This window comes from Amycolatopsis eburnea (assembly GCF_003937945.1).
GTDB classification, from domain to species: domain Bacteria; phylum Actinomycetota; class Actinomycetes; order Mycobacteriales; family Pseudonocardiaceae; genus Amycolatopsis; species Amycolatopsis eburnea.
On the sequence record NZ_RSEC01000060.1, the window covers coordinates 627756 to 649362 of the forward strand.

Sequence of the window (21607 nt, forward strand, 5' to 3'; positions counted from 1 at the left end):
TCAGGACAGCCCGAGCTCGTTGTCGATCAGGTCGAAGATTTCGTCGTCGGTGGCGGCGTCGAGCCCGTCGCCGGACTCCTCCGCCGTCTGGGTGGCGCGCCGCCGAGCCAGCAGGGTCTCCAGGCGCGCGGTGATCCGCCTGCTGTCGCCGGCGCCTTCGAGCACGCGCTCGAGCCGGTCCAGCTCGGCCAGCACCGCCGCGTCCGCGTCCACCTCTTCGGGCGCGAGCCCGGCCAGCAGGTGCGCCGCCAGGTCGGCGGGCGACGGGTGGTCGAAGATCAGCGTGGCCGGCAGCCGCAGCCCGGTCTCGGCGGTGAGCCGGTTGCGCAGCTCCACCGCGGTCAGCGAGTCGAAGCCGAGGTCGAGGAAGCCGCGGCCGCCCTCGATGTCGGCCGCCGAACCGTGGCCCAGCACCGTGGCGACGTGCCCGCGCACGACGTCGAGCAGGAACTCGCCGCGGTCGGCTGCGGGCACCGCGCCGAGCCGCTGGGCGAACGGCGGGCCGGCGGGCTCTTCCGACGCGGTTTCGGCGGTCCGGCGGGCCGGGGCCCGCACCAACGATGCGAACAGCGGCGGCAAGCCGGCCTGTGCGCCCAGCGCGGCGGTGTCGAGCTGCAGCGGCAGCAGCACCGGTTCGGGCCGCGCGGCGGCGACGTCGAACAGGTCCAGACCGCTTTCGGCGGTGAACGGGACGAACGCGGACCGCTCCAGCTTGGCCCGTCCGGCGTCGCCGAACATGCCGTCGGTGGCCCACGGACCCCACGCCAGCGAACCGGCGGGCAGGCCGCGGGCCGCGCGGTACTGCGCGAGCGCGTCGAGGAACGCGTTGGCCGCGGCGTAGTTGCCCTGCCCGGGGCTGCCCAGCGTGGCCGCCGCCGAGGAGAACAGCACGAATGCCGAGAGACCGAGGTCCCGGGTGAACTCGTGCAGGTTCAGCGCGGCGTCCACCTTGGGCCGCAGGACCGCGTTGAGCCGCTCGGGCGTCAGCGACGCGACGACGCCGTCGTCGAGCACGCCTGCCGCGTGCACCACGCCGGTGAGCGGGCGGTCCGCGGGGATCGCGGCGAGCACCGCGGCCAGCTCCCGGCGGTCGGCGGCGTCGCCTGCGACGATCCGGACGTTCGCGCCGAGTTCCCGCAGGTCGGCGGCCAGTTCGGCGGCGCCCGGCGCGTCGGGACCACGTCGGCTCAGCAAGACTAGGTCGCGGACGCCGTGCCCGGTGACCAGCCGCCGGGCGAGCAGGCCGCCCAGCGCGCCGGTGCCGCCGGTGATCAGCACCGTGCCGGGGCCGAAGCACGACGGCATGGTGAGCACGACCTTGCCGACGTGCTTGGCCTGGCTGACGAACCGGAACGCCTCGGGCGCGCGCCGCACGTCCCAGGTCCGCACCGGCAACGGCGTCAGCGCCCCGGCTTCGAACAGCGCGATGACCTCGGTGAACAGCTCGCGGATCCGGTCCGGCCCGGCTTCGACGAGGTCGAACGCCTGGTAGGCCACGCCCGGGTGGGCGGCGGCGACCTCGCCCGCGTCGCGGACGTCCGCCTTGCCCATCTCCAGGAACCGCCCGCCGCGCGGCATCAGCGCGAAGGAGGCGTCGACGAATTCCTGCGTCAGCGCGTTGAGCACGACGTCGACGCCGCGGCCGCCGCTGGCCTCGCGGAACAGCTCCGCGAACCCGGTGGTGCGCGAGGACGCCAGGTGGGCGTCGTCGAGCCCGGACGCGCGCAGGACGTCCCACTTGCCGGGGCTCGCGGTGGCGTAGACCTCGGCGCCGAGGTGGCGGGCCAGCTGGATGGCGGCCATGCCGACGCCGCCCGCGCCGGCGTGGATCAGCACGGACTCCCCGGCCCGCAGCCCGGCGAGGTCGACGAGACCGTAGTACGCGGTGAGGAACACGATGGGCACCGAAGCCGCTTCGCTGAACGACCAGCCTTCGGGCATCTTCGCGAGCATCCGCTGGTCCGCGACCGAGCGCGGGCCGAACGAGCCGGGGAAGAAGCCCAGCACCTTGTCGCCGGGCTTGAGGCCGGTGACGCCTTCGCCGCATTCCAGCACGACGCCGGCGCCTTCGATGCCCATGATCGGCTCGCCCGGGTACATCCCGAGTCCGATGAGGACGTCGCGGAAGTTCATGCCCGCGGCGCGGATGGCCACCCGGACGTGGCCTGGTTCGAGCGTCTCGGGCAGCGGATTCGGGAGCAGCGCGAGGTTTTCCAGCGTGCCCGGTCCGGTCGTGTCGAGCCGCCAGTTGCCCTCGGCGGGCACCCGCAGCAGCTCACCGGAACCCGCGCGCACCAGCCGCGCGGCCAGTGCCCGGCCGTCCCGCAGCGCGAGCTGCGGCTCGCCGGAAGCGACCGCGCCCAGCAACGCCGCCGAGCGCGGATCGTCGTCGTCGAGGTCGACCAGCACGAGCCGGCCCGGGTTCTCGAACTGCGCCGACCGCAGCAGGCCCCACACCGGCGCCGCGGTGAGGTCGGGGACGCGGTCGCCGTCGACCGCGCCGACCGCGCCGCGGGTGACCAGCACCAGCCGCGCGGTGCTGAACCGCTCGTCGGCCAGCCAGGCGCGGACCAGGTCCAGCGCGAAGCCCGCGCGGTCCTTCGGCTGCGGCGAGTGCCGGATCGCGGAGAACACGAACTGCGGCTCTTCGCCGGTCTCTTCCGTGCTGCGGGCGAGGTCCGCGAGGTCCACATAGGACTCGACGGTGCCCGCCGAGCCGAGCCCGGCGACCAGGCCGAGCGGGTCGGGCCCGATGACGGCGTACCGGCCGCCGGTCGTTTCGGGCACCGGGATCGGCGTCCACTCGACGTGGAACAGCGAGTCGCCGCCGTCCGGGCCGCGCAGCTGCTCGGCCGAAACCGGGCGCAGCACCAGTCCGGCCACCGACGCGACCGGCGCCCCGGTGGCGTCCGCAACGTCGACCGCGACGGCGTCCCCGGTGCCGGGCCGCAGCCGGACCCGCAGCGCGGCGGCCCCGGTGGCGTGCAGGGTGACGCCGGTCCAGGCGAACGGCAGCCGCGGTCCCGTCTCGCCGTCTCGCAGGCCGAGCGCGTGGAGGGCGGCGTCGAGCAGCGCCGGGTGGAGGCCGAACGCGCCGGCCTGCTGCTGCTCCGGCAGCGCGACTTCGGCGTAGATCTCTTCCCCGGAACGCCAAGCCGCGCGCAGGCCGCGGAACGCCGGTCCGTAGCCGAAGCCCGACGCCGCGAGGGTGTCGTAGAAGCCCGTGACGTCAACGGGTTCCGCGGCCGGCGGCCACTCCTTCAGCGCGACGGGCTCCGCCGCGGTGGCCGGGGCGAGCACGCCCGCCGCGTGCGCGGTCCACTCGTCGCGGCCTTCCGGTCGCGAGTGGACGGTCAGTTCGCGACGGCCTTCGTCGTCCGGCCCGCCCACCGCGACCTGGATCGCGACGGCGTCCTGCTCGCGCAGCACGAGCGGGGCGGAGAGGGTCAGTTCTTCGAGCGCGGGACAGCCGGCCTGGTCGCCCGCGCGCACCGCCAGCTCGACGAACGCGGTGCCGGGGACCAGGACCGTGCCTAGTACGGCGTGGTCGGCCAGCCACGGTTGCGTCGCGAGCGACAGCCGTCCGGTGAGGACGACGCCGTCGCCACCGGCCAGCGGCAGGCTCGCGGCCAGCAACGGGTGCCCCGCGTCGGTCAGCCCGGCCGCGCCGACGTCCCCGGCCACCGCCGGGACCTCGGGCCAGAAGCGCCGGTGCTGGAAGGCGTACGTCGGCAGCGGGACGCGGCGGGCGCCGGTGACCGCGGCCGAGAGGTCGGCCGGGACCCCGCGGACCCACAGCCCGGCGAGCGCGGTGGCGAACGTGCGTTCCTCCGGCCGGTCGCGGCGCAGCAGCGGCACGGCCACGACGTCCTCGCCGAGGCAGTCCGCGGCCATGGCGCTGAGCACGGCGTCCGGGCCCGCTTCGAGGAACGTCCGGACACCCTGGCCGGCCAGGGTGGCGACGGCGTCGGCGAACCGCACCGACGCGCGCACCTGGTGCACCCAGTAGTCCGGAGTGGACAGTTCGGGACCGGCGAGCCCGCCGGTCACCGTGGACACGACGGTCCGCTGGGCCGGGTGGTAGGTCAGCCGGTTCGCGACCGCGGCGAAGTCGTCGAGCATCGCGTCCATCCGCGGGGAGTGGAACGCGTGGCTCACCTTGAGCCGCTTGGTCCGCACGCCCGCCGCCGCGAACCCGGCGGCCAGTTCCAGCACGACGTCCTCGTCGCCGGAGACGACGACCGACCCCGGCCCGTTGACGGCGGCGATGCCCGCGCGACCACCGGTCTTGGCCACCTCGGCGGCCACGGCGTCTTCGCCGGCCCGCAGGGAAACCATCGCCCCGCCGTCCGGCAGCGCGTCCATCAGGCGGCCGCGGGCGGCGACCAGTTCGGCAGCGTCGGCGAGCGACAGCACCCCGGCGACGTGCGCGGCGACCAGCTCGCCGATCGAGTGGCCGGCGAGGTAGTCCGCGTGCACGCCCCAGCTCTCGGCCAGCCGGTGCAGCGCCAGCTCCACCGCGAACAACGCGGTCTGGGTGTAGGCGGTCCGGTCGAGCAACGCGGCCTGTTCGGTGCCCGGCTCGGCGAAGACGAGGTCCCGGATCGAGTGCTCCAGGTGCGGGTCGAGGTGCGCGCAGGCCTCGTCGAACGCGTCGGCGTAGACACTGAACCGCGCGTAGAGTTCGCGGCCCATCCCGGCGCGTTGCGCGCCCTGCCCGGTGAACAGGACCGCGAGCGGACCGGTGGCCGCCTCACCCGAGATCACCTCGGGTGCGGGCGTGCCCTGGGCGAGCGCGGCGAGTCCGGCCCGGAAGTCCGCGGCCGTGGTGCCGAGCACGACGGCCCGGTGGTCCAGCGCGGCGCGTCCGGTGGCCAGGGAGAACCCGATGTCGGCAGGCGTCCCGTCCACTTCGGACAGCCTCGCGGCCTGCGCGCGCAGTGCGGCCACCGAGCGGCCGGAGACCGGCCACGGCACCAGCCGGTCGGTCACCTCTGGGGTTTCCGCCACTGGCGCGGGCTCGGCCTGCTCGATGATGGTGTGCGCGTTGGTCCCGGAGATGCCGAACGACGAGACCCCGGCCCGGCGCGGCCGGTCGGCGGGCCACTCGTGGGCTTCGGTGAGCAGCTCGACCGCACCGGCGGACCAGTCCACATGGGACGAAGGCGCGTCGACGTGCAACGACTTCGGGAGCACGCCGTGCCGCATCGCCATGACCACCTTGATGACCCCGGCGGCCCCCGCGGCGGCTTGCGTGTGGCCGATGTTCGACTTGATCGAGCCGAGCCACAGCGGTGTTTCCCGGTCCTGGCCGTAGGTCGCGAGGACCGCCTGCGCCTCGATCGGGTCGCCCAGCGTCGTACCGGTGCCGTGCGCCTCGACGACGTCCACCTCGGACGGCGCCAGGCCCGCGTTCGCCAGCGCCGCGCGGATCACGCGTTGCTGCGACGGCCCGTTCGGCGCGGTCAGGCCGTTCGACGCGCCGTCGGAGTTGACCGCCGATCCCCTTACGAGGGCGAGGACTTCGTGACCGTTGCGGCGGGCGTCGGAAAGCCGTTCCAGCAGCAGCAATCCCGCGCCTTCGGCCCAGCCGGTGCCGTCGGCGGCTTCGGCGAACGGCTTGCACCGGCCGTCCGGCGCGAGCCCGCGCTGCCGGCTGAACTCGACGAACGCGCCCGGCGTCGACATGACAGTGACCCCGCCCGCAACGGCCATTGTGGACTCACCCTGACGCAGCGACTGGCAGGCCAGGTGCAACGCGACCAGCGACGACGAGCACGCGGTGTCGACCGCGACCGAAGGTCCTTCCAGGCCGAAGGTGTAGGAGACTCGCCCGGCGATGACGCTCGTGGTGTTCCCGGTCAGCAGGTGGCCTTCGACGCCGGACGCCGAGCCGAGCATGGTGACGTAGTCCTGGCCGTTCGTGCCCGCGAACACGCCGGTCTTGGTGCCACGCAGCGAATGCGGGTCGATTCCCGCCCGCTCGAACAGCTCCCACGCCGTCTCGAGCAGCAGCCGCTGCTGCGGGTCCATGGCGAGCGCCTCGCGCGGCGAGATCCCGAAGAACGCGGCGTCGAACTGGCCCACGCCGTCGAGGAACCCGCCGTCGCGGGCGTAGCTGCGGCCGCTCTTGCCCGGGTCCGGGTCGTAGAGCGCGCCGAGGTCCCAGCCACGGTCGTCGGGGAAGCCGGAAATGCCGTCGCGACCTTCGCCGACCAGCCGCCAGAGGTCCTCGGGCGAGCGGACGCCGCCCGGGTAGCGGCAGCTCATCGCGACGATCGCGATCGGGTCGTCGGCGACCTCGGCCACGGTCGCGGGCGTGCCCGGTTCCGAGGTGTCGGCGCCGAAGATCTCGCCGAGCAGGCGGTCGGTCAGGTCGGCCGGGGTCGGGTGGTCGAACACCAGCGTCGAGGGCAGCGCGAGGCCGGTGTCGGCGGCCAGGCCGTTGCGCAGCTCGACCGCGGTGAGCGAGTCGAAACCCAGGTCCTTGAAGGGCCGGACCGGCTCGATCGCCTCGGCCCCGTCGTGCCCGAGGACCGCCGCGGCGCGGGCACGCACGACGTCCAGCAGCACGCGACGTCGTTCGGGCGCGGGCAGCGCGGCCAGCCGGGTGGCCAGCTCGGCCGTGCCGCGGGCCGCGGTTTCGCCTGCGGTGACGGCGAACTCGGGCAGCTCGGCCATCAGCGGCCGGGTACGGGCGGCCGCGTACGAGGGCGCGAAGCGGGCCCAGTCGACGTCGGCGACGACCACGGTGGTCTCGTTCAGCTCGACGGCCTGCAGGAGCGCGCGCAGCCCCAGCTCCGGGTCCAGCGGGAGGAGCCCGCGGCGGCGGAGCAGCTCGTCGCCTTCCTCGGACGCGCCCATACCCGCGCCCGCCCACGGACCCCAGGCGATCGACGTCCCGGCGAGCCCCGCGGCGCGACGGCGTTCGGCCAGCGCGTCGAGGTGGGCGTTGGCGGCCGCGTAGGCACCCTGGTGGCCACTGCCCCAGACACCCGCGATGGAGGAGAACAGGACGAAGGCGTCGAGGTCGTCGCCGAGCAGCTCGTCGAGGTGGACGGCGCCGTCGACCTTGGCGCTGACGACCTCGGCGAAGTCCTCAGTGGACGATTCGCCGATCGGCGTGAAGCGGCCGTAACCCGCGGCGTGGAAGACCGACGTTACCGATCGTCCTTCGAGGACTCCCGCCAGCGCGGCACGGTCGGCGACGTCGCACGCGATGATCTCGGCTTCCGCGCCGAGGTCACGCAGCTGCGTCACGAGTTCTTCCGCACCGGGGGCGTCCGGTCCGCGGCGGCTGAGCAGCAGGAGGTGGCGAGCGCCGTCCGCGGCGAGCTTGCGGGCGAGGGCGCTGCCGAGCGCGCCGGTGCCACCGGTGATCAGGACGGTGCCGCGCGGGGTCCAGCCGCCGGGTTCGGCGCCGGCCGGGGCGCGGACGAGCCGCGGCACGAACGCGCCGGAAGCGCGGAGTGCCACCTGGTCCTCTGCGGTGCCCGCGGCGAGGAGGCCCGCGAGCCGGGCGTGGCCGCGGTCGTCGAGGGTGGCCGGGAGGTCCAGGAGGCCGATGTCGCGACCGGTCAGTTCGAGCGCGGCGACCCGGCCGAGGCCCCAGACCTGCGCCAGCGCGGGGTCGGGTGCAGCGTCGGAGCGGGCGGTGCGCACGGCTTCGGTGGTGACGCACCAGAGCGGGCCGGGCACGCCGGCTTGCAGCACGGTGAGGGCTTCGCCGAGGTTCGCCGGGAACGCGAGGGCACCGGCGACGTCTTCCGCTTCGCCGAGACGGTCGAGCGGTAGGCAGCGGACGTCGGCGCCGTGCTCGGCCAGGCTTTCGGCGATCCCGGCGGGCGCGGTGCCGAGGACGAGCCAGGTGCCGGAAAGCCGTTCGGCGGCGATCGGGTGCGGCCGCCAGGTGACGCGGTAACGCCACGATTCGAGGGTGCTCGCCTCGCGGTGACGGGTGCGCCAGGCCTGGAGCGCCGGCTGGATGGCGTCGGCGAGGCTTTCGTCGACGGCGAGGTCCCGGGCCAGGTCGCCGTTCTCGACGGCCGCCCAGAACTCAGCATCGGCTTCGGTGGCGGCCGGGGGCTGGGCCGGTTCGAGCCAGTACCGCTGGTGCTCGAAGGGGTACGTCGGCAGCGCCACGGCCCGGCCCGCGGAGCCCGCGTAGAGGCTCTCCCAGTCCAGGTCGACGCCGTTGACGTGCAGCCGGGCCAGCGCGGCGAAGAACGTTCGCTCCTCGTCGCGGTCCCGCCGCAGCGCGGGGATCGCGGTGCCCGGGACCATCGCGCTGAGCACCCCATCCGGCCCCAGCTCGAGAAAGACCCCGACCCCCGCGGCCTCCAACGTCGAGACGCCATCCGCGAACCGGACCGCTTCCCGCACGTGCCGCACCCAGTAGTCCGCCGTGAACGGCTCTGCGAGAGCACCGCTCACATTCGAGATCACCGGAATCGTCGCGGAGCGGTGCTCCAGAGACTCCGCGACCGCGCGGAACTCCTCCAGCATCGGGTCCATCAACGGCGAATGGAAGGCGTGGCTGACAGTCAGGCGCTTGATCTTCGGGAACTGAGCCGCGATCGCGAGGACCTCGGCTTCGTCGCCGGAGATGACGACCGACTCGGGGCCGTTGACGGCGGCGATGGAGACACCCTCGGTCAGGGTGATCGCGGACTCCGGGGCCGCGATCGAGACCATGGCCCCGCCCGCGGGGAGAGCCTGCATCAGGGAAGCTCGGGCGGCCACCAGACGGCAGGCGTCCTCCAGGGACAGGACACCGGCAACGTGAGCTGCCGAGATCTCGCCGATTGAATGGCCCGCTACGAAATCCGGCCGGATGCCGAAGGACTCGATCAGGCGGTAGAGGGCGACCTCGAGCGCGAAGAGCGCGGGTTGGGTGAACTCGGTGCGATCCAGGAGATCCTGGGTGGCGAAGGCCTCGCGGAGTGCGGGATCGAAGTGGGCCAGGACCGCGTCGAAAGCCTCGGCGTAGACGGGGAAGCGGGCGTAGAGGGACATCCCCATATCGACCCGCTGCGCGCCCTGGCCGGTGAACAGCACCGCCAGCAGGGCGTCCCGATCGGCCGTGCCGGTCACCACGGCGGCGTCGGAACCACCGTCGGCAAGGACGCCGAGCGCGTCGTCGATCTCCTCGCCGGACGCGACGAGCACCGCGCGGTGGTCGTGCGTGGCACGCGTGAACGCCAACGAATACGCGAGGTCCTGCGGCGCCACGTCCGTACCGCGGAGCCGGGCGGCCTGGGTCCGCAACGCCGTCGCACTCCGGGCCGACAGCGGGACGAGCGGCGGTGTCGCGTCCGGGCCCGCCGGCGGCAGCACCACCGCGTCGGCCTGCTCCAGGACGACGTGCGCGTTGGTGCCGCTCACCCCGAACGCCGAGACCGCGGCCCGGCGCGGGCCGTCGGACTCCCACGGGCGTTCCTCGGTGAGCAGCTCGACCGAGCCGGCCGTCCAGTCCACTTGGGACGACGGGGTGTCGACGTGCAGCGTCCGGGGCAGGACGCCGTGCCGCATGGCGAGGACCATCTTGATCACGCCTGCCACGCCGGACGCCGACTGGGTGTGGCCGATGTTCGACTTCAGCGAGCCGAGCCACAGTGGACGGTCCCGGTCGCGGCCGTACGTCGCCAGCAGGGCCTGTGCCTCGATCGGGTCGCCCAGGCGGGTACCCGTGCCGTGCGCCTCGACCGCGTCGACGTCCGAAGTGGACAGACCGGCGCTGGCCAGCGCCGCGCGGATCACCCGCTGCTGCGACGGACCGTTCGGGGCGCTCAAGCCGTTCGAGGCGCCGTCCTGGTTGACGGCCGAACCGCGGACCACGGCCAGCACCGGGTGGCCGTTGCGCCGGGCGTCCGACAGCCGCTCCAGCAGGACCAGGCCGACGCCTTCACCCCAGCCGGTGCCGTCGGCCGCGTCCGCGAAGGACTTGCAGCGGCCGTCTTCGGCGAGGCCGCGCTGACGGCTGAACTCGACGAACGCCGCCGGGTGCGCCATCACCGTGACGCCGCCGGCCAGCGCCATCGAGCATTCGCCCTGCCGCAGCGACTGGCACGCCAGGTGCAGGGCCACCAGCGACGACGAACACGCCGTGTCGACGGTGACCGCCGGGCCCTCCAGGCCGAACGTGTACGACAGCCGGCCCGACACGACCGCCGGGGCGCTGCCGGTCAGCAGGTAGCCCTCGGAGCCGCCGGACTCGTCGCGCGCGCCGACGCCGTAGCCGGACGACGTCGCGCCGACGAACACGCCGGTTCCGCTGCCGCGCAACGCATCCGGGTCGATGCCCGCCCGCTCGAACACCTCCCACGACGTCTCCAGCAGGACGCGCTGCTGCGGGTCCATGGCGAGCGCCTCGCGCGGCGAGATGCCGAAGAAGCCGGCGTCGAACGCCGCCGCCGTGCTCATGAACCCGCCCTCGCGGGTGTAGCTGGTGCCGAGCTTCGCCGGGTCCGGGTCGTACAGCGCCGCCAGGTCCCAGCCGCGGTCGGCCGGGAACGGCCCGACGCCGTCGGCGCCCTCGGCGATCAGGCGCCACAGGTCCTCGGGCGACTGGACGTCCCCCGGGTAGCGGCAGCCCATGGCCACGATCGCGATCGGCTCGTCGGACGCGGCGGCCGTGGCCGGGCCCGCGGTGGCCGTCTCGGTCCCGGACACCTCGCCGAGGAGGTGCTCGGCCAGCGCGCGCGGGTGCGGGTGGTCGAAAACGACGGTGGCCGGGAGGCGGACACCGGTCACCGCCGTCAGCCGGTTGCGGAGCTCGACCGCCGTCAAGGAGTCGAAACCCAGCTCGCGGAACGCGCGGTCGGCGGCGACGGCGGCGCCCGAGTCGTGCCCGAGCACGGCGGCCGCCTGAGCCCGCACCAGCTCGAGGATGTGGTGCGCGGCTTCGCGCGGGCCGAGCCCCCGCACCGCTTCGGCGAGCCCGCCACCGACGTCGGTGACGACCTCCTCGGCGGCGAGGTGCTCGCGGACTTCCGGGAGGTCTTCGATCAGCGGACGGCGGCGGGCGGCGGTGAACCCGTCGGCGAACCGCGGCCAGTCCATGTCGGCGACGGCGACGAAGGTGTCGTCGTTGTCGAGGGCGTACTGGAGCGCGGCGATCGCCAGCTTCGGGTTCATCTCGCGCAAACCGCGGCGGCGCAGGTGTTCCTTCGCCTCGGCGCTGCCCGCCATGCCGTCGCCGGCCCAGGAACCCCAGGCCACCGAGGTGGCGGTCCGCCCTGCCGCGCGACGGCGGGCGGCGAGGGCGTCGAGGTGGGCGTTGGCGGCGGCGTAGGCGCCCTGGCCCGCGCTGCCCCAGACGCCCGCGTTGGACGAGAAGAGGACGAAGGCGTCGAGGTCGTCGCCGAGCAGTTCGTCCAGGTGATCGGCGCCGTCGGCCTTGGCCGCGAGCACCTCGGCGAACTCTTCGACGCTGGTGTCGGCGACGGTGCCCGCCTGCGGCAGGCCGGCGGTGTGCACGACGGCCCGCACCTCGAGCCCGCCGACCAGGGTGGCCACGGCGTCGCGGTCGGCGAGGTCGCAGGCCGCGAAGGTGACTTCGGCGCCGAGAGCGGTTAGCTCCACATCGAGCGCTTCGGCGCCCGGAGCGTCTTCGCCGCGACGGCTGACCAGCACCAGGTGGTCCGCGCCGGCGCCGGCCAGCCAGCGGGCGACGTGCCCGCCGAGCGCGCCGGTTCCGCCGGTGACGAGCACGGTGCCTTCGGGACGCCACTTCCGCGCCGGCTCGCCGCCCGGCGCGTGCGCGAGCCGGCGCGCGAAGACGCCGGAAGCACGTACGGCGACCTGGTCCTCGTGGTCGAGCCCGGCGAGGACGGCGGTCAGCCGGCGCGCGGCCCGGCGGTCGAGGGTGGCGGGCAGGTCGACGAGCCCGCCCCAGCGTTCGGGGTGTTCGAGCCCGATGACCCGGCCCAGCGCCCAGACCTGCGCGGGGTCCGCGGCGGGGGCGCCGTCGCCCGGGAGTGCGGCGACGGCGTCGCGGGTCAGCAGCCACAGTGGCGCGGTGCTCCCGGCCAGGGCCTGCGCGAGCAGAAGGGTGCTGGGCGCGTCCGGCAGCAGGGATACCACCCCGGCGACGTCGACGAGGTCGCCCGTCGACTCGACCACCTCCGGCTCGGCACCGGCGGCCGCGAGGGCGTTCGTCACCTCGGCGGTGTCCGTCCCGGGCGCGGCGACCACGAGCCAGCGGCCGCACAGGGTCGCGGCTTCCGGCTCCGGCAGCGGCTTCCACTCGACGCGGTAGCGCCAGGAATCCACTGTGGACTTTTCCTGCCGGAGCCGCCGCCACCGGGCGAGGGCGGGCAGCAGCTCGGCGAACGACGTCTCGGAACCGACGCCGATCAGGTCGGCCACCGCACCGAGGTCTTCCCCCTCGACGGCGGTCCAGAACCGGGCGTCCGCGGGATCACCCGCGATGGGCTTCACCGGCGCGTCGAGCCAATACCGCTTGCGCTGGAACGCGTACGTCGGGAGGTCCACGATCCGCGCGCCGGGGAACGCGGGCGTCCAGTCGACGGCGACCCCGTTGACGTGCGCTTCGGCCAGCGCGGTGTGGAACCGGGTGAGCCCGCCGTCGTCGCGCCGCAGCGAGCCCAGCGCGACGACGTCGTCGCCGATGGCCATGGTCAGGACCGGGTGCGGGGACGCCTCGATGAACGACGTGAACCCCTCGCGCTTCAGCCGCTCGACGGCCGAGTCCAGCCGCACCGCGCTGCGCAGGTTCGTGTACCAGTACTCGGCGTCGACCGTTTCGTTCCACTCGCCGGTGACCGTCGAGATGAAGGCGATCTCCCCGGCGCGAGGCGTGATCGGCGCGAGGACGTCCAGGAGTTCGTCGCGCAGCTGCTCGACCTGCGCCGAGTGCGACGCGTAATCCACCGGCACCCGCTTCGCGCGGACACCGTCGGCCTCGCAGGACGCGATCAGCGCGTCGAGGGCGTCCGGCTCCCCCGAGACCACCACGGCGGCGGGGCCGTTCACCGCGGCGATCGACAGCCCGTCCGTCAGCCGCGCCTCCACCTCGGCGAGGGGCGCCGCGACCGAGACCATCCCGCCCCGGCCGGCCAGCGCGAGGATCGCCTTGCTGCGCAACGTCACCACGCGCGCACCATCCTCAAGGGACAGTGCACCGGACACCACCGCGGCCGCGATCTCACCCTGCGAGTGCCCCACCACCGCGTCCGGGACCACGCCGTACGACCGCCACAGCTCCGCCAGCGACACCATGACGGCCCACAGTGCGGGCTGCACGACATCGACCCGTGCCAGCGCCGAAGCATCGGCCAGCACTTCGCGGAGCGACCAGTCCACAAAGGACGACAAAGCGACCGCGCACTCGTCCAAGCGCGTCGCGAACACCGGCGACGAAGAAGCCAGCTCCAGAGCCATCCCGGCCCACTGCGAACCCTGCCCCGGGAACACCAGGGCCACCTTGCCGCGGGCGGACGCCTCGCCGGTGACGAGGCCGGGGTCCGGCTCACCGGCCGCCAGCGCGGCGAGCCCGCCCTCCCCGGTGACCACCGCGCGGTGGCCGAGCAGCGCCCGCGCCTTCACCAGCGAATACCCGATGTCGGCCGGGTCGCCGGGGTGCTCCAGCAACCCGGACGCCTGAGCCCGCAACGCTTCCGCCGAACTCGCCGACAGCACCCACGGCACCGGGCCGGACGCGGCTCGCGACGGCAGCTCCGGTTCCTCCGGCGCCTGCTCCAGGATGACGTGCGCGTTGGTCCCGCTGACGCCGAACGACGACACGCCGATCCGGCGCGGCTGCCCGGTCTCCGGCCACGGCGTCGCCTCGGTGAGCAGCCGGACCTCGCCCGCGCTCCAGTCCACTTGGGACGACGGCGCGTCGATGTGCAGCGACTGCGGCAGGACGCCGTTGCGCATGGCCTGGACGGATTTGATGATCCCGGCGACGCCGGCGGCGGCCTGCGTGTGCCCGAGGTTGGACTTCACCGAGCCGAGCAGCAGCGGGCGGTCGGCGGCGCGGCCACGGCCGTAGGTGGCCAGCAGCGCCTGCGCTTCGATCGGGTCGCCCAGCGTGGTGCCGGTGCCGTGCGCCTCGACGGCGTCGACCTGCTCGGCCGACAGCTGGGCGCGGTCGAGCGCGGCCCGGATCACCCGCTGCTGCGACGGCCCGTTCGGCGCGGTCAGGCCGCTGCTGGCACCGTCCTGGTTGACCGCGGAGCCGCGGACGACGGCGAGCACCGGGTGCCCGTTGCGGCGCGCGTCGGAAAGCCGTTCGACCAGCAGCATGCCGACGCCCTCACCCCAGCCGGTGCCGTCGGCGGCGTCGGCGAAGGGCTTGCAGCGGCCGTCTGCGGCGAGGCCGCGCTGGCGGCTGAACGCGGTGAACGTGCCCGGCGTCGCCATCACCGTGACGCCGCCGGCCAGTGCCAGTGAGCAGTCACCGAGCCGGACCGCCTGGCAGGCCAGGTGCAGCGCGACGAGCGACGACGAACACGCCGTGTCGATGGTGACCGCGGGCCCTTCCAGGCCGAGGGTGTAGGCGATCCGGCCGGAGGCGACGCTGCCCGCGCTGCCGTTGCCGAGGTAGGCCTCGAACTCCGCGAAGACGTCGGGGGCGAGCAGCAGCCGGGCCGCGTAGTCCTGGTACATCACGCCCGCGTAGACGCCGACCTTCTCGCCGCGCACCGACGTCGGGTCGATGCCTGCCCGCTCCAGCACCTCCCACGACACTTCGAGGAGCAGCCGCTGCTGCGGGTCCATGGCGAGCGCTTCCCGCGGGGAAATGCCGAAGAAGCCCGCGTCGAAGTCGGCCGCGTCGGCGAGGAAGGCGCCTTCCCGGGTATAGCTGGTGCCCGCGCTGCCGGGGTCTTCGTCGTAGAGCGCTTCGAGGTCCCAGCCGCGGTCGGCCGGGAACGCGCCGACCGCGTCCTCACCCGCGGCCAGCAGGTCCCACAGCTGTTCGGGGGTGCGGACGCCGCCGGGGAAGCGGCAGCTCATGCCGACGATGGCGACCGGCTCCTGCGCGCGGTCCTCGTTCTCCTTCAGCCGCCGCCGCGCCTCGCGCAGATCGGCCGTGGCGCGCTTGAGGTAGTCCAGGAGCTTCTGTTCGTTCGACATCAGGACATCCCCAGTTCGTCGTCGAGGAGGTCGAAGATCTCCTCGGCGGTGGCGTCGGCCAGTTCCGTGCCGGGTTCGTCCCGGCGGTCGTCGGTCGCGGTCCAGCGGGCCAGCAGCCCGCGCAGGCGCTCGGTGATCAGGTCGCGCTCGCCCGCGCCGGGCTCGGTCGCGGCGAGCACCGCGGCCAGCCGGTCCAGTTCCGCGTGGACGGGCAACGCGGCCTTCGCGCCGTCCGCGGGCAGTTCGGCGCACAGGTGCTTGGTGAGCGCGTCCGGGTTCGGGTAGTCGAAGATCAGCGTGGCGGGCAGCCGCAGCCCGGTCACCGCGTTGAGCCGGTTGCGCAGTTCCAACGCGGTCAGCGAGTCGAACCCGAGGTCGAGGAAGCCGCGGCCGGCTTCGACGGCGTTGCCCGACGCGTAGCCGAGCACGGCCGCCACCTGCGCGCGCACCACGTCGTCGACGACGCGGAGCTGCTCGGCTTCCGGCAGGCCCGCCAGCCGTTCGGCCAGCCCCGGCCCGGCCGGGACGCCGTCGCGCACGGCCCGCCGTGAGGAGGTCCGGACCAGTCCGCGCAGCAGCGCCGGGACCTCGGCACGGGCCCGCCACGCGGCGAGGTCCAGCGCGACCGGCATCAGCAGCGGCTCGCCCGTGCTCACCGCGAGGTCGAACAGCCGCAGCGCGCGGTCGGTCGGCAAGGCGCGGACGCCGGACCGGCCCAGGCGCGACACGTCGTCGTCGCCGAGGTGCGCGGTCAGGCCGCTGCGGGCTTCCCACAGCCCCCACGCGAGCGACGTCGCGGGCAGCCCGTGGCCGCGGCGGTGCTGGGCGAGGGCGTCGAGGTAGGCGTTGGCCGCGGAGTAGCCGGCCTGGCCGGCGCCGCCCATCGTCGTGGCGAAGGAGGAGAACAGGACGAACGCGTCGAGGTCCAAGTGCGCGGTCAGTTCGTGCAAGTGCTTGGCTGCCAGGGCTTTGGGACGCAACACGGTGTCCAGCCGCTCGGGCGTCAGTCCTTCGAGGACACCGTCGTCGAGCGCGCCCGCGGCGTGGACCACGGCCGTCAGCGGGTGCTCGGCGGGGATGGCCGCCAGCGCGCTTTCGAGGGCCGCCTTGTCGGCGACGTCGCAGGAAAGCACGGTCACCGATGCGCCGGCCAGCTCCTCGGCGGGCGGTGCGCTGCGGCTGAGCAACAGCAGGTGCCGGACGCCGTGGACGCTCACCAGGTGCCGCGCGAGCAGGCCGCCGAGCACGCCGCTCGCGCCGGTGATCAGCACGGTCCCGTCCGGGTTCCAGGCGTGCTCCTGCTGCGGCGGGGTCGCGCGCGCCAGCCGTGGCACCTGGAATTCGCCGCCGCGCAAGGCCAGTTGCGGCTCCCCGGACGCGGCGGCCGCGCCCGCCCAGGTCGCCAGGTTTTCGGTGGTGTCGACGTCGAGGAGGACGAACCGGCCCGGGTGCTCCGACTGCGCGGACCGCACCAGACCCCAGACGGCGGCCGCTTCGGGGTCGGCGGGCGCCTCCCCCACGGCCGACTCGGTGACGAGCACCAGCTTCCCGTCGTGCTCCCCGGCCAGGAACTCCTGCACGATCCCGAGCGCCTCGACGGTCGCGTCGCCGCGGAATTCCGCGTACGCCACCGGGCCGGGTTCCCCGAGCGGGACCGCCGGGACGGCGGGCTCGGTGTCGATGTGCTGCCAGTTCAGGGTGAACAGGGAGTCGGTGCCGTGGTCCGCGGCGGCGGCCAGCTGCCCGGCCGAGATCGGGCGCATGACCAGGGAATCCGCCTCGGCGACCGGAGCGCCGCTCTCGTCGGCGACGGCGACCGAGACGCCGTCCGCGCCGAGTCCCCCGAGCCGGACGCGCAGGGTCGTCGCCCCGGTCGCGTACAGCCGGACGCCGGTCCACGCGAACGGCAGCCGGGCGCCGGCCTGGGCGCTGGTCAGGCCGATCGGGTGCAGGGCCGCGTCGAGCAGCGCCGGGTGCAGGCCGTAGCGCGCGGCGTCGGCGCGCTGGTCGTCGGGCAGGACGACCTCGGCGTAGAGGTCGTCGCCGTGCCGCCAGGCCGCGCGCAGGCCCTGGAACGCCGGGCCGTAGCGGTAGCCGTGACCGGCGAGGGTGTCGTAGTGCCCGTCGACCGGCAGGGGTTCCGCGCCGGACGGCGGCCACGCGGTCAGGCTCGTCCCCGGCTCGGCGCCGGTCGCCAGGATCCCTTCGGCGTGCTGGGTCCAGTCGACGTCGTCGTTCGGTCGCGAGTGGACGGTCACCGTGCGACGGCCGTCCTCGTCGGCGGCTTCGACGCGGGCCTGGACGGCGACGCCGCCGCGACGGGGCAGGACGAGCGGTGCCTGCAGGGTCAGCTCCTCGACGGTGGCGCAGCCGACCTGGTCGCCGGCCCGCACGGCCAGCTCGACGAACGCGGTGCCGGGCAGCAGCACGGTGTCGCCGACGGCGTGGTCGGCGAGCCACGGGTGGGTGCTCAGCGAGATACGTCCGGTGAGGAGGGTGGCGCCGGTGCCCGCGACGGTCACGGCGGCCCCGAGCAGCGGGTGCCCGGCGTCGGTGAGCCCGAGCCCGCCGGCGTCGCCCGCGGTCGTGGCCGTCCACTGTGGCCAGTACCGGTCCTGCTGGAAGGGGTAGGTGGGCAGGTCGGTGAGGCGGGCGCCGGGGAACGCCGGGGTCCAGTCGACCCGGACGCCGTTGACGTGCGCTTCGGCGAGCGCGGTGTAGAAGCGGGTCAATCCCCCGTCGTCGCGGCGCAAGCTTCCCAGCGCGAGGACGTCGTCGCCGAGTGCCATGGTGAGCACGGGGTGCGGCGAGGCTTCGATGAACGTGCCGAAGCCCTCGCTCTTGAGTCGCTCGACGGCCGTGTCCAGGCGGACGGTGCTGCGGAGGTTCGTGTACCAGTACTCCGCGTCGAGGGTTTCATTCCACTCACCCGTCACCGTGGAGATGAAGGCGATCTCGCCTTGACGTGGGGTGATCGGGGCCAGTACCTCGCGTAGCTCGTCACGGAGCTGCTCGACCTGCGCCGAGTGCGAGGCGTAGTCGACCGGGACCCGCTTGGCGCGGATGCCGTCGGCTTCGCAGGACGCGATCAGCTCGTCGAGCGCCTGCGGCGTACCGGAGACCACGACCGCGGCCGGGCCGTTGACCGCCGCGATGGAGATTCCGTCGGTCAGCCGTTCCTCGACGGCTTCGCGAGAGGCGGCCACCGAGACCATGCCACCTTGCCCGGCCAACGCCAGAATCGCCTTGCTACGCAGGGTGACCACACGAGCACCATCCTCAAGGGACAGCGCACCGGACACCACCGCGGCCGCGATCTCACCCTGCGAATGCCCGACGACCGCGTCCGGCACCACACCGAACGAACGCCACAGCTCCGCCAGGGAAACCATCACCGCCCACAACGCGGGCTGCACGACGTCGACCCGATCGAGAGCCACGGCGTCGTCGAGCACCGCTCGCAGGTCCCAGTCCACAAAGGAACCCAGCGCAGCCGCGCATTCGTCGAGCCGGGCGCCGAACACAGGCGCGGAGTCCGCCAGTTCGAGAGCCATCCCCGCCCACTGCGAACCCTGACCCGGGAAGACCAAGGCCACCTTGCCGGGCGTCCCGGCGATTCCGGTGACCGCGTTCGCCGACGGTGTCCCCTCGGCGACGGCGGTCAGCGCGTCGGCACCGAGCACGACCGCGCGGTACGGGAACCTCGAACGGGCGGTGGCCAGCGAGAACCCGATGTCCGCCGGATCGCCGTCGACCGCGGCGAGGGCGGCGGCCTGGTCGCGCAACGCGGCTTCGGTACGACCGGCCAGCACCCACGGCACCGGCCTGGAGACCGGCTCGCGCTCCTCGGCGACGACGTCCGGCGCCTGCTCCAGGATCGTGTGCGCGTTGGTGCCCGAGATGCCGAACGACGAGACGCCCGCGCGTCGCGGTCGGTCGGAAGTCCAGTCGCGGGCCTCGGTGAGCAGCTCGACCGCGCCCGACGTCCAGTCCACATGGGACGACGGCGCGTCGACGTGCAGGGTCTGCGGCAGGACGCCGTGGCGCATCGCCATGACCATCTTGATGATCCCGGCGGCCCCCGCCGCGGCCTGCGTGTGCCCGAGGTTCGACTTCACCGAGCCGAGCCACAGCGGCTCGTCGCGGTCCTGACCGTAGGTCGCCAGCAGGGCCTGTGCCTCGATCGGGTCGCCCAGGGTCGTGCCGGTGCCGTGCGCTTCCACGGCGTCCACTTCGGACGGCTTCAGCCCGGCGTCCGCGAGCGCGGCACGGATGACCCGCTGCTGCGACGGGCCGTTCGGGGCGGTCAGGCCGTTCGACGCGCCGTCGGAGTTCACCGCCGAACCCCGCACCACGGCGAGCACCCGGCGGCCTTCGCGCTGAGCGTCCGAAAGCCGTTGCACCAGCAGCATGCCCGCGCCCTCGGAGAACCCGGCGCCGTCGGCCGCTTCGGCGAACGCCTTGCTCCGGCCGTCGGCGGCGAGGCCGCGCTGGAGGCTGAAGTCGACGAACATGCCCGGGGTCGCCATCACCGTCGCACCACCGGCCAGCGCCATCGAGCACTCGCCGCGCCGCAGCGCCTGCACGGCCAGGTGCAACGCCACCAGCGACGACGAACACGCCGTGTCCACCGTCAGCGACGGGCCTTCCAGCCCGAACACGTACGACAGGCGCCCGGAGACGACGCTGGCCGCGTTCCCGACTCCGGCGTGGCCTTCCAGCTGCTCGGTCGAGCGTTCCAGCAGTGCCGGGTAGTCCTGGCCGTTGGTACCGGCGAACACGCCGATCCGTTCGCCCCGAACGGAAAGCGGGTCGAGCCCGGCGCGTTCGAAGGCTTCCCACGACGTCTGCAGCAGCAGGCGCTGCTGCGGGTCCATGGCGAGGGCTTCCCGCGGTGAGATGCCGAAGAAACCGGGGTCGAACTTCGTGGTGTCGGCGAGGAAACCGCCCTCGCGGGCGTAGCTCTTGCCGCTGGCGCCGGGTTCGGGGTCGTAGATCTCCTCGAGGTCCCAGCCTCGGTCGTCGGGGAACGGCGTGATGCCGTCGCCGCCCGCCGCGACCAGCCGCCAGAGGTCCTCGGGCGAGCGGACGCCGCCCGGGAACCGGCAGCCGATACCGACGATGGCGATCGGCTCGTCGGCGGCGACCCGGGCCGGCGCGTCGGTTTCGGCCGCGGCACCGCCGAGCAGTTCGCCGAGGTAGCCGGCGAGCACGGTGACGGTCGGGTGGTCGAACACGAGGGTCGCGGGCAGCCGCAGGCCGGTCGCGGTGGCGAGCCGGGTGCGCAGCTCGACCGCTGTCAGCGAGTCGAAGCCGAGTTCGGAGAAGGCGCGTTCGACGTCGACCCCGGCCGGGGAGGCGTGCCCGAGCACGGCCGCGGCCTGCGCGCGGACCAGGTCGGTCAGCACGCGGTGGGCGTCGGCCGCGCTCAGCCCGGCCAGCTGCGCGGCGAACCCCGTGGTCTGGACCGGGATTTCCTCGGCGGCTTCGGGGATCTCGGCGAGCAGCGGCCGCGGCCGGGCGGCGGCGAACGCCGGGGCGAACCGCGCCCAGTCGACGTCGGCGACCACCACGGTCGTGTCGTCGTGGTCGAGGGCCCGGCCGAGCGCGGTCAGCGCCAGCTCGGGGTCGAGCGGCGGCACGCCCTCGGCGACCAGCCGGTCGCGGTCGACGCCTTCGTCGGCATCCCAGACGCCCCAGGCGATCGAGGTCGCCGTCGCACCACGCGCCCGGCGCCGCTCGGCGAGCGCGTCGAGGTGCGCGTTGGCCGCCGCGTAGGCACCGTGGGCGCCGCTGCCGACGACCGCGGCGATGGACGAGAACAGCACGAACGCGTCGAGGTCGTCGGGCAGGAGCGCGTCGAGGTGGTCGGCCGCGCCGGCCTTCACGCGGCAGGCGCGCTCGAGGAGTTCCGGCCCGGTCTCGGCGAGCGGGGCCAGGTCGGTGACGGCGGCGGCGTGGAACACCGACCGGACCGGACCGTGTGCTTCGAGCACCGCGGCCAGCTGGTCACGGTCCGCGACATCGCAGTACGCCTCGACGATTTCGGCGTCGCGCAAGGTTTCCACGCCGGGCAGTGCGGCCGCGGCGAGCACGATCCGGGTGGCGCCCCGCGTGATCAGCCAGCGCGCGAGCCGGACGGCCGCGTGGCCGTCGGCGTCGGTGACGAGCACCGTGCCCTCGGGCCGCCAGCGCCTCGCGGGTTCGCCGGTCTCGGCGTGGACGAGCCGCCGGGCGAACACGCCGGAAGCACGCACGGCCACCTGGTCTTCGCCGGTGGTCCCGCTCAGAACGGCGGCCAGGCGGGCACCGGCGGTCTCGTCGAGGGACGGCGGCAGGTCGACCAGGCCACCCCAGCGGGTGGGGTGTTCGAGCCCGGCGATCCGGCCGAGACCCCACACCTGGGCCTGCGCGGGATCCGGGACGTCGTCGGGCCCGGCGGCCACCGCACCCTCGGTGAGGAGCCAGAGCGGGGCGTCGACGCGGGTCAGTTCGAGAGCGGTCG

2 protein-coding genes (1 of these 2 running past the window's edge) are annotated in these 21607 nt (G+C 74.4%); both read right to left on the minus strand.

From position 1 onward, the window contains the following. Positions 1-15105, minus strand: a complete 15105-nt coding sequence (locus EIY87_RS48720) for a type I polyketide synthase (protein WP_404800137.1) — start codon at positions 15103-15105, stop codon at positions 1-3. Further along, positions 15102-21607, minus strand: partial view of a type I polyketide synthase gene (locus tag EIY87_RS38495; RefSeq protein ID WP_125314848.1) — the 3' portion only. The gene runs 7942 nt beyond the window's last position; 6506 of the gene's 14448 nt are visible here — the last part of the coding sequence; the start codon falls outside the window, past its right edge — the gene reads right to left on this strand; the stop codon is at positions 15102-15104. The genes EIY87_RS48720 and EIY87_RS38495 overlap by 4 nt, the downstream gene beginning before the upstream one ends.